10 protein-coding genes, 1 tRNA gene and 1 pseudogene are annotated in these 15,024 nt (G+C 64.9%); 5 read left to right on the top strand and 7 right to left on the bottom strand.

The window, feature by feature from the left end; all coding sequences use genetic code 11:
• Positions 1 to 2: 2 nt before the first annotated feature.
• On the bottom strand, positions 3 to 365 hold the full coding sequence (locus IVA78_RS10610; protein ID WP_247277488.1) for a hypothetical protein: 363 nt from the start codon (positions 363 to 365) through the stop codon (positions 3 to 5).
• Positions 366 to 733: 368 nt separating this feature from the next.
• Between IVA78_RS10610 and IVA78_RS10605 the strand changes: the two genes are divergently transcribed.
• The 4 genes from IVA78_RS10605 to IVA78_RS10590 all read left to right on the top strand — a co-directional run bounded on the left by IVA78_RS10605 (position 734) and on the right by IVA78_RS10590 (position 4,790).
• The gene (locus IVA78_RS10605; RefSeq protein ID WP_247277489.1) at positions 734 to 1,900 is read left to right on the top strand and encodes a CaiB/BaiF CoA-transferase family protein; all 1,167 of its coding nucleotides are present in this window, start codon (positions 734 to 736) and stop codon (positions 1,898 to 1,900) included.
• Between the two features lie 2 nt (positions 1,901 to 1,902).
• Positions 1,903 to 2,826 (top strand): CoA ester lyase, encoded by a 924-nt coding sequence (locus tag IVA78_RS10600; RefSeq protein ID WP_247277490.1) that lies wholly within the window; start codon positions 1,903 to 1,905, stop codon positions 2,824 to 2,826.
• Positions 2,827 to 3,013: 187 nt separating this feature from the next.
• Positions 3,014 to 3,277: a hypothetical protein gene (locus IVA78_RS10595; RefSeq protein WP_247277491.1), complete on the top strand. Its 264-nt coding sequence runs from the start codon at positions 3,014 to 3,016 to the stop codon at positions 3,275 to 3,277.
• 295 nt (positions 3,278 to 3,572) lie between these two features.
• Positions 3,573 to 4,790 carry an FAD-binding oxidoreductase gene (locus IVA78_RS10590; protein ID WP_247277492.1) on the top strand — a complete coding sequence of 406 codons (1,218 nt, stop codon included), beginning with the start codon at positions 3,573 to 3,575 and terminating at the stop codon, positions 4,788 to 4,790.
• 173 nt (positions 4,791 to 4,963) lie between these two features.
• Here the strand turns inward: IVA78_RS10590 and IVA78_RS10585 are convergent.
• Together IVA78_RS10585 and IVA78_RS10580 are read right to left on the bottom strand one after the other, a co-directional pair.
• Positions 4,964 to 5,040: transfer RNA gene (locus IVA78_RS10585), tRNA-His, on the bottom strand.
• A 425-nt stretch (positions 5,041 to 5,465) separates the two neighbouring features.
• The gene (locus tag IVA78_RS10580; protein ID WP_247277493.1) at positions 5,466 to 5,900 is read right to left on the bottom strand and encodes a phasin; all 435 of its coding nucleotides are present in this window, start codon (positions 5,898 to 5,900) and stop codon (positions 5,466 to 5,468) included.
• 686 nt (positions 5,901 to 6,586) lie between these two features.
• Between IVA78_RS10580 and IVA78_RS10575 the strand changes: the two genes are divergently transcribed.
• Positions 6,587 to 9,949: a PAS domain S-box protein gene (locus tag IVA78_RS10575; RefSeq protein ID WP_247277494.1), complete on the top strand. Its 3,363-nt coding sequence runs from the start codon at positions 6,587 to 6,589 to the stop codon at positions 9,947 to 9,949.
• A gap of 55 nt (positions 9,950 to 10,004) precedes the next feature.
• On the opposite strand, the pseudogene IVA78_RS10570 reads toward IVA78_RS10575, so the two are convergent.
• The 4 genes and pseudogenes from IVA78_RS10570 to IVA78_RS10555 all read right to left on the bottom strand — a co-directional run.
• Positions 10,005 to 10,187 (bottom strand): annotated as a pseudogene (locus tag IVA78_RS10570) (hypothetical protein); the annotation flags it as partial.
• A gap of 397 nt (positions 10,188 to 10,584) precedes the next feature.
• Complete coding sequence (locus IVA78_RS10565; RefSeq protein WP_247277495.1) at positions 10,585 to 11,757, bottom strand: thiolase family protein; 1,173 nt, start codon at positions 11,755 to 11,757, stop codon at positions 10,585 to 10,587.
• Between the two features lie 347 nt (positions 11,758 to 12,104).
• Positions 12,105 to 13,694 carry a phosphoglycerate dehydrogenase gene (gene serA / locus IVA78_RS10560; RefSeq protein WP_247277496.1) on the bottom strand — a complete coding sequence of 530 codons (1,590 nt, stop codon included), beginning with the start codon at positions 13,692 to 13,694 and terminating at the stop codon, positions 12,105 to 12,107.
• Positions 13,695 to 13,829: 135 nt separating this feature from the next.
• On the bottom strand, positions 13,830 to 15,002 hold the full coding sequence (locus IVA78_RS10555) for a phosphoserine transaminase (protein ID WP_247277497.1): 1,173 nt from the start codon (positions 15,000 to 15,002) through the stop codon (positions 13,830 to 13,832).
• Positions 15,003 to 15,024 lie beyond the last annotated feature (22 nt).

The following is a 15,024-nucleotide window of genomic DNA, read 5'->3' as shown; positions in this document are numbered from 1 at the left end:
GCTCAGCCCTGCTCGGATTTCTTCTTCTTGGCTTTCGGCGCCGGCTTGGTGCTCTTCCTCGCGGCCTTGGGCGCGATGTTGGTCGGCTTGCCGGCACGGACCTCGCCCGGCTCGGGTCCTGGCCGGAAGAACACCCGGCATTGCGGCGAGAGCTGCGACTTCTTCGCGATCATGCAGGCGGTGATGGCATCGACGTTCGGAACGAACTCGCCGCACAGCCGCATCGCGTCGGGCGAGCAGGCCTGCTGCTCTTCCTGGGTATAGGCGAAGCCGGCACGCGGCAGGGCCAGGACGGCCAGGGCAATCCCGAGGCCGGCAACGGCCAACGGTTTTGCAAAGGACTTCTTCGAGCGAAACGCCGGCATCGATCCCCCCACATGTCGAACAGGTGAGATAGTGGGTGAACGGCGGTTGATTGGCAACCGGAGGGGGATGCGAAAGGCGCAACGTGTGCGGTCTCGGCAACAGGCGGTGAAGGCCTGCAGTTCCCCAAGCCGAAGCGGCGTACAGCGTCCCGCTTCGGCAGGCCTCAAACAAAAACCGCGAAAACAACCCCATGCACAGTAGCCAAGCCACGGCAATCCCTCAGCATTTCCGGTATTAGGATTTCACGAATTCGAATTTGACTCGTCGGGCAAAACAGGGGCATCATGTCATCATCAAAAGGATGCGCGTGGGATGGATCGGCCAGTCTCCTGCGCTGATCAAAAGCGCACGGGAGTGGAGCGATCGCATGGATGGGAATGAGACGGAGCTGCCGCTGTCGGGCGTGACGGTGGTCTCGCTCGAGCAGGCGATTGCGGCGCCGCTTGCGAGCCGGCACCTGGCGGACTGGGGCGCGCGGATCATCAAGATCGAGCGGCCGGGCGACGGCGATTTCTGCCGGGACTACGATCACGTGATGAACGGCATGTCGAGCCAGTTCGTCTGGACCAATCGTTCGAAGGAAAGCCTCGCGATCGACATCAAGAGTCCCGATGGCCGCAAGGTGCTCGACGCCCTGCTGCCGCGGGCCGACGTCTTCATCCAAAATCTCGCGCCCGGCGCGGCGGAGCGGCTCGGCCTCGATGCCGCATCTCTCTTGCGGAAATTCCCGCGGATCATCGCCTGCGACGTTTCAGGCTATGGGGCCGGCGGCCCCTTCAGCAACAAGAAGGCCTACGATCTGCTGGTCCAGTGCGAGGCCGGCGTGCTCGCCGTCAACGGCACCGAGGCGGAGCCGGCAAAGGTCGGGCTTTCCGTGGTCGATATCGCCACCGGCATGTACATCCTCAATGGCGTGCTGATGGCGCTGTATCGCCGCGAGCGGACCGGCAAGGGCACCGCCTTCCAGGCCTCGTTATTCGATTCCATCACGGACTGGATGAGCTATCCCGCCTTCTACACGCACAGTACGGGCCGGCCGCTGCCGCGAACCGGCGCGAGGCACGCGACGATTGCGCCGTACGGCCCGTTCCGGGTCGGAGACGGCAACACCATCTTCTTCGGCATCCAGAACGATCGCGAATGGCGGTCGCTGTGCCGCATCGTCCTGGGCGATGCCGGCTTCGCCGACCATCCGAGCTTCCGCACCAATCCGCTGCGCATGCAGAACCGCGACGATCTGCAAGCGCATATCGAGCAGCGCTTTGCATCCATGACCAGCGAAGAGGTGCTGCGGCTGCTCGACGAAGCCTCGATCGCCAACGCCCATCTGAACTCGGTCGACGCCTTCCTGCAGCATGAGCAACTCCACGCGCGCTCGCGGGTGCAGACGGTCGGCTCCCCCAGCGGGCCGGTGATGAGCTTCCTGCCGGCGCTCACCATCCCCGGCCTGTCGCCGCGGATGGATCCGGTGCCTGATATCGGCGAGCACAACGATTCCATCCTCGGCGAACTCGGCCTCGCCAGAGAGACGTGACGATGGTCTCTCTGCGGCCGACGCGGGCGTATCTCGCCGTTCCCGCGCATCGCTCCCGCCTTGTCGCCAAGGCCGCCGCCTCGGCTGCCGATGCGGTGTTCATGGACCTCGAGGACGCGGTGCCGCCGTCCGAGAAGGGTGTTGCGCTGGAGGAAGCTGTCCGGTCGCTGTCATCGCTCGACTGGGGCAACAAACGCGTTGCGATCAGGCTCAACGCTGTCGACAGCCCGTTCATCGGAGAGGAAATCCGCGCGCTGGCGGCGCATCCCCGGCTGGATGCGGTGATCGTGCCGAAGGCGGAGCGCGCCAGCGACATCGTTGCCATTGCCGACCAGTTGCGCGGGGCTGCGCCGGATCGCCCCGCGCCGGTGGCGCTCGAATTGCTGATCGAGACGGCGCTGGGTCTCGTCAATGTCGACGCGCTCGCCGCGTGCCACGACAGCGTCGCCGCGCTTCATCTCGGCGTCGGCGACTTCGCGGCCTCGCTCGGGGCCCGCACCTCCGACATCGGAATTTCGCCGGACGGCTACCGGCATGTAGGATCGGCGCAAAGCGGCTACGCGTCCGCGCCGCTCGATCTGTTCGCCTACCCGATGATGCGCCTGTTGGTGGCGGCACGTGCCTTCGGCCTGCGCGCCATTGACGGCCCGTGCGGCGCCTTTCGCGATGCCAAGCTCACCGAGAGCAGCGCGCAAAAGGCTGCCGCCATGGGCTTTGACGGCAAGCAAATCATCCATCCCGACCAAATCGAACCGACGTTGCGTGCGTTCATGCCATCGGACGAGGAGCTGGCCCAGGCGCGGCGGATCGTCGAGGCCATGGAGAGCGCCGAGGCGCAAGGCCAGGGCGCGGTGACGCTGGATGGCAAGATGATCGACTATGCCAATGTGCGCATGGCACGCAGGATCATCGAGCTCGGGTCATAGGCGCATGGCCACCGCATTGATCGTCGTCGATCTCAAGAAGCAGGCATCAGCTTATGTTGCGCTCAGCGCGAGCGCGGACGGCCGAAGCTCACCTTCGATCATGGACGGCCTTTCCAAGCCCAATTCGACAGGTCCGTAGAGGGCGCTTCGGCGGCAAAGCTGGACATCGGCGCCGCGCTCGTTTGGCTTGACCATCTCTTTCGAGAAGCGGCCGCACGAAGAGATCGACAGGATAGCGCACCTGGCGCTCATGATGTCGTCAGATGAGCGCGCGGCCAAGCTGCTGGAGCTGGAAGCGGAGCTACTGGCTCGCGAGCGCGACGAGGAAGCGCTGATCGAACTCAGCGAAGAGCGAGGCGCAGCCTTTCGCAGGCTGGACGCGGACCGGCGCGCCGTACTCGGCATCGTCATAGCGCGCGTCAAGAAGCCGGAGCGGATCAGAGCGGCTTAGCGCGCGGCCCTCCCGGTTGCGGTGGTCTCGGGAGGGTATTGCTCGGAGCGCACCGACACGCTCCGCGCCAGCGAGCCACCGCTGCTTCGTCCGCATCGGCGGTGGCGGCTCGCCCTTCCTTGGCGCTTGCATCGAGTCCGCTCCGGCTTCGCAAGCAGGCGTGCCGGCACCGTCAATGCATGTCAGTCGCGGGCTATAAGCAGCCCTTGCTGCGCTATTGTCGAGAGCGGGGAATGGTCACCGACCTCCACCGCGTGGTAGGTTCCGCTGCTGATGGATTTCAGGAGGCATTGTCATGATAAGCAAGGCCGATGTTATCGTCATTGGTTCCGGCGGCCTCGGCGCTGCCACAGCATATTACCTAAGCAAGCAAAAAGGTCTCAGGGTCGCGCTTGTCGACAAGCATGACATTGGATCGCAGACCTCGCCGCGCGCTGCAGGCATGGTGAGCTGCGTTCGCAAAAGCGAATTGATGATTAGCCTCATCAAGGACGCTTGCCGCAAGATTGAAGCGTTCACGGAAGAAACCGGGCAGCCTCTCGATTGGGTGCATTCGGGCAGCCTGAAGATCGCGCGTCGGCCGCAAGACGCGGAGGTTCTCAAGACCGATTTTGAACGCGGGCGCCGTATGGGCCTTGATGTCGAGCTGATCTCTCCGGAGCAGGCAAGCGGCCTCAATCCATTTTTGAAGCCAACAGGCGTCGTAGCGGCGATGAGGATCGCTGACGACAGGTATTTCGACCCAGCGCAGGTTGCAGTCGGCTTCGCCAGAGCAGCAGCGGCTGTGGGTGCAACCGTGCTGCCGAAGACGGACGTGCTCACCGTAAACATCAGCGCTGGCAAGGTGACGGGCGTAACGACCGCGAAAGGCATCATTGAAGGCCTGGTCGTCGTCGATGCAGCCGGTGCATGGACGCGACAGGTAGCGGAGGCAAGCGGAATTCGTGTACCGTTGAAACCCACCCGGCAGCAACTGATCGTCACGGAACCTCTGGATGGCGCGCGCGCCGACCTGCCGATGGTTCGGATCATGGATGCCGCCGTGTATACGCGTCCCTACCAGGGCGGCTTCCTTTGGGGTGTCTACGAGGAAACGCCGCGTTTTTTCGATATGCAATCGCTCGGGGCCAATTTCGACATCAAGGACATGCCCCTCGACATTGAGGTGCTTTGTTCAGCCGCTATTGAAGTGAAGGATCAACTCCCGATCCTGCATACTGCCAAGGTGCGGGAATTTCGCGGTGGCATTCCGACCATGACCGCTGACGGCCATCATATCCTTGGCCCGGCTCCTGGAGCGGCGGGCTTCTATTTTGCAAGCGGATGCAATGTCGCCGGGCTTTCAATCTCGCCAGCCGTCGGAGAGGCACTTGCAACTTGGATTGTCGATGGCAGGCCTCCCATCGATCTATCGCCTATGTCTGTCATGCGCTTCAAAGACCAATTGTGGTCTGAAGCTCAATTGGAGGAGCAAGCCGCATGGCAATACAGGCACTTCTACGGCGCGGTCTGACTTCTCCTGGATCGTGAGAGAGGCGAGTAAAGAGAGTCATCGAACCACTTTTGGAATGACGGCTTCGGGTCCAAAGGCCGGCAGCATGCTGGTCGTGCGCACGTTCCGCTCAGCGCCTTTAATAGACCAAGCGAATAGACCGTGGGCGCAGGGGCTCGACTCTTTGAGATCATTGGTACAGTTGGGTGGGCTCGAACCACCGACCTCCTGTTCCACAGACAGGCGCTCTAACCAACTGAGCTACAACTGCATCCTGGCGAGCCGCGCCTTGGGACGCCCTCAGGTAAGGGCCGGTGCCGAGGGGGGCTGGACGGGGCGGAAACTAGGTGCAACCGGCGTTTTTGGCAAGGCCGCAAAACCCGATATTTGGCCCTCTCCGAGGCGAGATCGGCTGGGCGTCCCTCACCGCTCCCCAGCGGGGAGAGGTCGGATTGCTTTGGCGCGCAAGTGCGCGCCCTGAGCAATCCGGGTGAGGGGCCGCGTCCCGCAGTGAGACCTGATCCCCTCGCCCGGATCGCAACTTCGATGCGATCCGACCTCTCCCTTTGGGAGAGGTGGTCCGAATTCTTGGCGCAGGTCGATTAAACCCAGGCCGCATCACCCGCAGCGTCGTTTCCAAAGAAAAACCCGGGACTTTCGGCCCGGGTTTCTCAATCACTTCAAGTCCGGTCCGCCTCAGGCGGCGGGCTTGTAGAACTTCTCGGCGCTGGCCTTGATCGGCTCGGCGGTCTCGGCGGCGACGCGCTGGCTGAGCTCGATCAACTCCTTGGCCTGCGACTGCAAGGTCTCGAACTGCTTGCGGGTATGGCCGGTCCACAGCTCCAGCACTTCGGCCGGCGACTTGAGGCCGAACAGCTGCTGGGCAAAGTCCAGCTGGGCGCTGGTGTTGGCCTTCATGAACTCCACCAGCTTGGCGGTGTACTCGCTCGCGCCCTTGCTGGCGGAGGTGAACACGGCTTCCACGGTGCCGTTGTGGGTTTCGGCGGCGTCCTTGAACTTGGCGTAGTTCTCGCGGACCTGCGACACGCCCTTTTCGGCGAACGCACGCATCTGCTCGGGAACCTCGAACGGAATGATCGAGGCAGAAAACGGATCAGTCGCACCTGTCATGTTGTCCCTCACGCTAAATGAAAAAATGGAGTGAGCCTTCTGGCGCGCCCGCCGGCCCCAATTTGGGCCCTCGCATTCAGCGGGTACGAAGACTGGAAACGCGAAACAAATGAGATGGCTCGCCCAGCGCCTAGGACTATGGCAGCCCATCGTGTCAACATTGTGCATTGCACTGTGCCAGGAGGGTGCGTTGCGAGAATTTAATCCCGCAGGATGAAGTTCCCGATTGGGAAACCGGTGGTTGAGTAGCTGGGTGCGTTGTTGGTTAGCCAGAGAGATCCACTCTCTCGTTCCCTCGCCCTGGAGGGGCAGGAGGAGTCCCATTCGGGGACTTTTCCGGAGGGCATCGGCTTGGGTGCAGCATCAACAGTTGGCACCTTTTCCTGGGCTACCCCCCTCCCTAGCCCTCCCCACAAGGGGGGAGGGAACGGGACTTCGTCGTAGCAACGAGGAGTCTCTTCCGCCAACCGGGATGATGAGGGTCGTGCCGCGAATCCCTTGGATGCAACGGCGTTGCGGCTTGCGGGGTCGGCTGGATTAAGGTTATCGCGGCTTTGGGCCGTGTGCGAAGGGCCGCAGCCGTGGACCTGCCCGCGGGCGCAGGCGATACTAACCCCTTCTTAAGGCTGTCATTCGCGGCAGCCGCCTTAACGCGATGCTGACAAGCGAGACTTAAAGCCGGTCGGATGAAGAGTTCGGATTTCCAGTTGCGAGGCGTGGGCGATCCCCGGCTGGCCGTGCACGCGACCTCTCCGCTGCCCGCCTGGCTCTGGTCGATCGACGGCACGCGCGTGCTCTGGGCCAATCCGGTCGGCGCAAAACTGTTCGGCGCGGCCCATGCCACAGCCCTCGCGGACAGGACGTTCGGCCCGGCGGACAGCCACCGCCGCCAGGTCGCCCGGCTCGCCCGCAGCCTGCCGCCGACCGGCACTGTGCGGCTCGAACGGCTGCGCGGCTTCGGCGCCCGGCTCGGCATGCTGATGACCTGCGCCTGCGCCCGCCTCCACTTCGCCGATGGCAGCCATGGCGTGCTTGTCGCCGCGATGGACCCGTCGCTGAGCAGCATGCCGCTGCTCGAGCGGCTGCTTCGTCTCGTCGACGGCGCCAAGGTGCCGATGGCCGCGTTCGCGCCTGACGGCCTGTTCGTCGGCGCCAGCGAGGCCGCCCGTTCTCTGCTCGGCTTTCGCGATCTCGGCGAAGCGGGCCTCGACCGGGCCCGCAGCGAAGCGCTGACCTGCGGCCGCGCCGCGACGCCGATCGGAATCGGCCAGATGGTGCTGCAACGGGTCGGCACGGGCGCCGATATCGGCCTTATCGCGCTGATCGAGCCCACCGCCGCGCAACAGGCGCCCGCAGCATGGGCGCCGGAGAATACGACGGAAGCCACAGCCGAAGCCCCGGTCGAAGCGGCGCAGCAGGACGCCGAGATGACGAACGAGCCGTCATCGCTGGATGCGGAGGCCGGGATCGCATTGTTCGACGCCTTCGCTGAGCCGATCGAAACATCCGACATAGCCGCGACGACGACGCCCGCGCCCGAACCGGCCGTGAGCGAAGCGGCCGTGGACGCCGTGCAAGAACCGGCGCCCGAGCAGACCGCGGAGGCCGCGGCCAAAACTCCGGTTGAAAACTGCGCCCAGGCCATTGTGTCGCCGCGGCCGGCGCCGATCACTATCGGCATGGTCGAGCCGCCGCCGGGCCACGAGAAGACGCCCGCACCGCGTCAGCATCCGCTGCGCTTCCTCTGGCAGATGGATGCCGAGGGACGCTTTGTGCTTCGCTCCGACGAATTCATCCGTCTCATCGGTCCGCACACCGCCGCCCGCTTCGGCCGCCGCTGGCGCGAGATCGCCGCGGAATTTGCGCTCGATCCCGACGGGCGCATCGCAGAGGCGCTCGAGAGCCACGACACCTGGGCCGGCATCACCGTGAACTGGCCCGCCGATGGCGGCGAGCATCTTCCGGTCGAGCTCGCGGGCCTGCCGATCTACGATCGGGAGCGCAACTTCGCCGGCTTCAAGGGCTTTGGCGTCTGCCGCGATCTCGATGGCCTCAACCGGCTCGAGGCGCTCCGCCGCTTCGAGCTGCTGGCCGAAGCGCCGGCGCAGCACGGCCTGTCCGCCGAAAGCGTCGAGCCGGAGGCCGAGGCAGCGACGCCGCCTCCGCCGATCGCGCCGCCTGCGCCCGAGCCTGAAGCCGAACTGCCGGACCCCACACCCGACGCGAATTCACATCCAACCGATCCGGAAACGCCAGTGGAAACGCCGCCTCCAAACGTCGTGCCGTTCCGCCCGCATGGCGATGCACGCTCGCCGACGCTGACGCCGGTCGAGAACAGCGCGTTCAACGAGCTCGCCCGGCAATTGTCCGAGCGGCTCGAGCGCGACCGCGAGACGATTGCCGCCGACACGTCTGAGCCGCCGGCCGCCGAATTCGCGCCCGAACCACCCGCGCCGGAGCCCGAGGCGCCGCAGGCTGCGGCCGAATGGCTGACCGAGCCGGCGCCGCCGGCACGCGGCGAGCCCGTGCGCGACCGCGCGCTGCTCGACCTATTGCCGACCGGCATCCTGATCTATCGCCTCGACCGCCTGCTCTACGCCAACCCCGCCTTCCTCGCGCGCATGGGCTACGCAAACCTGAGCGCGCTGGAGGATGCCGGCGGGCTGGACGCGCTCTATGTCGAGCCGGGCGTCTCCACGGCCAGCAGCACGTCGCAAGCAGGCACGCCGGTGACGATCAGCGCGGCCATCGCGAACGGCGAAGAGCCGCTTGCGACCACGGAAGCGCATCTGCACACGATCGACTGGGACGGCGAGAGCGCGCATGCGCTGATCTGCGCGCTGCCGCAGGCCGCGCCAATGGTCGCCGCGCCCGATATCGCCGAGACGATTGTCTCCGAATCCTTGCCCTTTGCGCCCGAGCTCGAGCCCGCGGCCGGCGATGCCGACGCCGAGGATCTCGCCGCGATCCTGGACACCACGGCCGAGGGCATCGTGATGTTCGATGCCGAGGGCAACATCCACGCCTGCAACCGCAGCGCCGAGGCGCTGTTCGGCTATGACGGCGAAGCCCTGCTCGAGCAGAATCTGGCGACGCTGTTCGCCCCTGAGAGCCAGCAGATCGTCGCCGACTATCTCGAAAGCCTGAAGAGCCAGAACATTGCGAGCCTGCTCGACCACGGCCGCGAGGTGCTGGGCCGCGAGAAGAAGGGCGGCGTCATTCCGCTCGCGATGATCATGGGCCGCACACGGCCGGACGGCCCGAACTTCTTCGCCGTGTTCCGCGATCTCTCCCAGAGCAAGAAGGGCGAGAGCGAGCTGACGCGGGCCCGCCGTCTCGCCGACGGCGCAGCGACGGCCAAAGCCGACATGCTGGCGCGGATCAGCCACGAGATCCGCACCCCGCTCAACGCCATCATCGGCTTCGCCGAGGTGATGATCTCCGAGCGTTTCGGCGCACTCGGCAACGAGCGCTACGGCGAATACATGAAGGACATCCGCGCCTCCGGCGAGCGCGTCATCGCGATCATCGACGATCTCTTGGAGCTGTCGCGGATCGAGACCGGCAAGCTCGACCTCAACTTCGCCAACCTCAATCTCAACGACCTCGTCGAGGCCTGCGTCGTGGTGATGCAGCCGCAGGCCAATCGCGAGCGCATCATCATCCGCACCTCGCTGGCGCATGCGCTGCCGCAGGTCACGGTGGATGCGCGCGCGATGCGGCAGATCACCGTAAACCTGATCTCGAACTCGATCCGGCTTGCGAGCGCCGGCGGCCAGGTCATCGTCTCGACCGCGCTGACCGATCGCGGCGAGATCGCGCTGCGCATCCGCGACACCGGCCATGGCCTCAGCGAACGCGAAGTCGCCGCCGCGATGGAGCCGTTCCGCACCCCGCCGCCAGGCGACGCCGCGGACAGCTCCGCGCTCAGCCTATCGCTGACCAAGGCGCTGGTCGAAGCCAACCGCGCCCAGTTCAACATCAAGAACGCGGGCAATTCCGGCACGCTGATCGAGGTGGTGTTCGCACCGGCGCTGGCGAAGGCGTGAGTGAGCATTTTGCGGAGGGTCGGTCCCAACGGACCGGCCCTCCTTCACGCCGCTCTCAACGCTTGGCCGGCGGGCCGCTCTTGTTGCCCGGCAAGCCCTTAATGTTCGAGGTATCCTGCTGCTGGACGGTCGGGTTTTGCGAGTTCGAGCCAACCGTTCCGGTGCGAGCGGGAGGACCGTTCTTGTTGCCGGGAGCCCCAGCGATACCCGTCCCCGAGTTCTGCGCGCTGGGGACGTTGGCGACACCGCTGCTGCTGTCCGTGCGCGTGTGATCTCCCGGCGCGGTCGCGGCCGAGCCCGGCTTGTCCTGCGCTCCAACGTAGCCCGAGGCGCCGGAATTCTGCGTCTTGAGGCCTTTGTCCGCTTCGCTCTGCACGTTCTGGTTAGGTGTTGCCTGCTGCGCGATTGCGGGCCCCGCCATCAGCGGGGCCGCGATAAGGATGGCTGCCATTGTCGTTCGCATGAGCGTTTCTCCTCCGCTTGCCCCTTCGCGCGTAAACGCCCGACACCGCGAAGATTTCCAAACCAGCCGGAATAAAGCCTTCGGTTGCAGGAACCAGGTCTGCCGTGCTGTCGCTCAAACGAAAGGGCACGGCGCTTGTCGCGCCGTGCCCTACACAATCCTTGCGGTGGTCTCAGTGATAGATCTCGAACAGGCCGGCGCCGCCCTGGCCGCCGCCGATGCACATCGTCACCACGCCCCACTTGGCCTTGCGGCGTGCGCCTTCCTGGAGCAGATGGCCGGTGAGCCGCGCGCCGGTCATGCCAAAGGGATGCCCGATCGCGATCGAGCCGCCGTTGACGTTGTACTTGGCGGGATCGATGCCGAGCTTGTCGCGGCAATACAGGCACTGGCTGGCGAAGGCCTCGTTGAGCTCCCATAGATCGATGTCGTCGATCTTGAGCCCGGTGCGCTTCAAGAGCTTCGGAATCGCGAACACGGGGCCGATGCCCATCTCGTCGGGCTCGCAGCCCGCGGTCGCCCAGGCGACGAAGCGCCCGAGCGGCTTGAGGCCGCGCTTCTCGGCGTCCCTGGCTTCCATCAGCACCACGGCGGCGGCGCCGTCGGAGAGCTGGCTGGCATTGCCGGCGGTGACGTATTTGCCGGGGCCCTTCACCGGCTCGAGCTTGGCAAGGCCCTCCATCGTGGTATCGGGCCGGTTGCACTCGTCGCGATCGACGACGTAATCGACGATCGACTCCGCCTTGGTCTGCTTGTCGACGACCTTCATCTTGGTCTTCATCGGGACGATCTCGTCCTTGAACTTGCCGGCCTGCTGCGCCGCGGCCATGCGGCGCTGCGATTCCAGCGAGAACTCGTCCTGGTATTCGCGGCTGAGCTTGTAGCGTTCGGCGACGATATCGGCGGTGTCGATCATCGCCATGAAGATGTCAGGGGCGACCTTGAGCAGTTCCGGATCGATCGATTCCTTCGGCGAGCCGCCGCCGGGAATCGAGATGCTCTCGACGCCGCCGGCGACGATGCAGTCGGCGCCGTCGGAGCGGATCGAGTTGGCAGCCATCGCGATGGTCTGAAGCCCCGAGGAGCAGAAGCGGTTCACAGAAACGCCGGCGGTGGACTTCGGCAGGCCTGCGAGCAGCGCGGCCTGACGGCCGATGTTCGGCGCGCCATGAGCGCAGTTGCCGAGATAACAGTCCTCGACATAGTCCTTGTCGACGCCGGCGCGCTTCACCGCGTGCTGGATGGCGTGGGCGGCGAGCGACATCGGCGGCGTGATGTTGAACCCGCCGCGGCCGGACTTGGCCAGGCCCGTGCGCGCATAGGAAACGATGACGGCTTCACGCATGTGTTTCTCCCTTGTCGAACGATTTTGAACGGAGCGTCCTTACCGCCATTGGTACACAAAGTTTGGCCGAGGCGGGAGAAATAAAAACGCCGCCTCCGGTGACGGAGGCGGCGTTGTTCCGCGGGTCGGAATATATCTGCGCCGGGACGAAGGATCAGACTCATCAGACTCAAATGGCTGGTGCGAGTCACCTCTCCCCAGCGGGGAGAGGTCGGATTGCCATGGCGCGCAATTGCGCGCCTGAGCCATCCGGGTGAGGGGCCGCAGCATTCGGTGAGAGCCTAACCCCTCACCCGGATCGCATCTTGCGATGCGATCCGACCTCTCCCTACGGGAGAGGTGAAGGATCAGAACGTCAGCGCCTTGGCCTGCTTTACCTGCGGCAGCGCCTGCACCTTGGCGAGCAAATCGGCCGGCACGGCGCCGTCGACCTCGACCAGGGCAATGGCATCGCTGCCGGGCGCGACGCGGCCGAGATGGAAGGTGGCGATGTTGATCTTGGCGTCGCCGAGCAGGCTCGCGAATTTGCCGATGAAGCCCGGCTTGTCCTCGTTGGTGACGTAGATCATCGACTTGCCGAACTCGGCATCGACGCGGATGCCCTTGATGTCGACGAGGCGCGGCTTGCCGTCGGCATAGACGGTGCCCGAAACCGACCGCTCCTGCCGCTCGGTGATGACGGTGACGGTGATCAGGCTCTCATAGTCGCTCTGCGCCGCGCGCACGATCTCGTCCACCACCATGCCGCGCTCCTTGGCGACGACCGGCGCGGACACCACGTTGACCTCGCCCAGCATCGGGCGCAGCAGACCCGACAGCACCGCGGAGGTGATCGCCTTGATCTTCATCTCGGCGACGTGGCCTTCATAGGTGATCTCGACCTTGAGGATGCCACTCTCGGTGAGCTGGCCCGCGAACGAGCCGAGCTTCTCGGCGAGCGCGATGAACGGCTTCAGCTTCGGCGCCTCTTCCGCGGTGATCGAGGGGAAGTTGACCGCGTTCGAGATCGCACCGGTGAGCAGATAGTCCGACATCTGCTCGGCGACCTGGAGCGCGACGTTCTCCTGCGCTTCCGTGGTGGAGGCGCCGAGATGCGGCGTGCAGATCACGTTAGGATGGCCGAACAGCACGTTCTTGGTTGCGGGCTCCTCGACGAAGACATCGAAGGCGGCGCCGGCGATGTGCTTGGAATTGAGCGCATCGACCACCGCCTGCTCGTCGACGAGGCCGCCGCGGGCGCAGTTGATCAGGCGCACGCCCTTCTTCATCTTGGCGATCGCGGCCGCGTCGATGATGTTCCTGGTCTTCTCGGTGAGGGGGGTGTGCAAGGTGATGAAGTCGGCGCGCTTGAGGAGATCGTCGAGCTCGACCTTCTCGACGCCGATGTCCTTGGCGCGCTCCGGCGACAGGAACGGATCGAAGGCGATCACCTTCATGCGCAGGCCGAGCGCGCGATCGGCCACGATCGAGCCGATATTGCCACAGCCGACGACGCCTAACACCTTGCCGGTGATCTCGACGCCCATGAAGCGGTTCTTCTCCCACTTGCCGGCCTGGGTCGAGGCGTCGGCCTGCGGGATCTCGCGAGCGAGCGCCAGCATCAGGGTGATGGCGTGCTCGGCGGTCGTGATCGAATTGCCGAACGGCGTGTTCATCACGATGATGCCCTTGGCCGTGGCGGCGGGAATCTCGACATTGTCGACGCCGATGCCGGCGCGGCCGATCACTTTCAGCCTCGTCGCCTTCTCGATGATCTTGGCGGTCGCCTTGGTCGCGGAGCGGATCGCAAGGCCGTCGTAATTGCCGATGATCTCGGCGAGCTTGTCCTTGTCCTTGCCGAGATTGGGCTGGAAGTCGACTTCGACGCCGCGGTCCTTGAAGATCTGCACGGCGGCGGGCGAGAGCGCGTCGGAAATGAGAACTTTGGGTTTGGTCATGGGTGTGATCCGTGGGTGCGGGCTGCATTTACGGAATCCGCGGGCTTGACCCGCGGAACCATCTCTCTTGATTGATGGATGGCCGGGTCAAGCCCGGCCATGACGAGTTGAGATAACGCGACGAGTGAAACCTGCTCACGCCGCCTTGGGCAGAGCGGCCTTGGTCTCGGCAAAGGCCCAGTCGATCCACTGCGTCAGCAGCTCGACGTCCCTAGCCTCGACGGTGGCGCCGCACCAGATGCGCAGGCCGGCCGGCGCATCGCGGTAATAGGCGAAGTCGTAGCCTGCGCCTTCCTTCTCGACCAGCGCGACCAGCTTCTTGGAGAACTCGGCCTGCGCATCCTCGGAGAGCGAGGTGATCGCGGGATCGGTGAACTTCATGCACACCGAAGTGTTGGAGCGGATCGAAGGATCCTTCGCCAGGAAGTCGATCCAGGGCGTCTTCGCCTTCCAGTCGGCGAGCACCTTGGTATTGGCGTCGGCACGCGCGATCAGCGCCTTGAGGCCGCCGATCGACTTGGCCCAGTTCAGCGCGTCGAGATAATCCTCGACGCAGAGCATCGAGGGCGTGTTGATGGTCTCGCCGACGAAAATACCTTCGTTGATCTTGCCGCCCTTGGTCATGCGAAAGATCTTCGGCAGCGGCCAGGCCGGCTTGTAGGTTTCGAGCCGCTCCACCGCACGCGGCGACAGGATCAGCATGCCGTGGGCGGCTTCGCCGCCGAGCGCCTTCTGCCAGGAGAAGGTGACGACGTCGAGTTTTGCGAAATCGAGCGGCTGCGCGAATGCGGCCGAGGTCGCGTCGCAGATCGTGAGTCCTTCGCGGGTCGCGCTGATCCAGTTCGCGTTCGGCACGCGCACGCCAGACGTGGTCCCATTCCAGGTGAAGACGACGTCGCTCTTGGGATCCACCTTGGAGAGATCGGGGATCTCACCATAGGCTGCGTTCAGCTTGGTGACGTCCTTGAGCTTCAATTCCTTGACGATATCGCTGACCCAGCCTTCGCCGAAGGATTCCCAGGCAAGCGTGGTGACGGGCCGCGCACCAAGCAGCGACCACAGCGCCATCTCGACCGCGCCGGTATCCGAGGCCGGCACGATGCCGATGCGGTAATCGGCGGGGACCTCGAGCACTTCGCGCGTCAGATCGATCGCGAGCTTGAGCTTGGCCTTGCCCACCTTCGCGCGATGCGAGCGGCCGAGGGCTGCGTCCTTGAGATTTTGGGCGTTCCATCCGGGGCGCTTGGCGCAGGGGCCGGAGGAGAAATGCGGCACGTTCGGCCGCGAAGCGGGCTTCGCTACAGTCATGATCTACCCTTCCAGATAGTAA

This window comes from Bradyrhizobium sp. 137, assembly GCF_023074095.1.
Taxonomy (GTDB): domain Bacteria; phylum Pseudomonadota; class Alphaproteobacteria; order Rhizobiales; family Xanthobacteraceae; genus Bradyrhizobium.
This window is presented reverse-complemented; position numbering and strand designations above follow the sequence as displayed.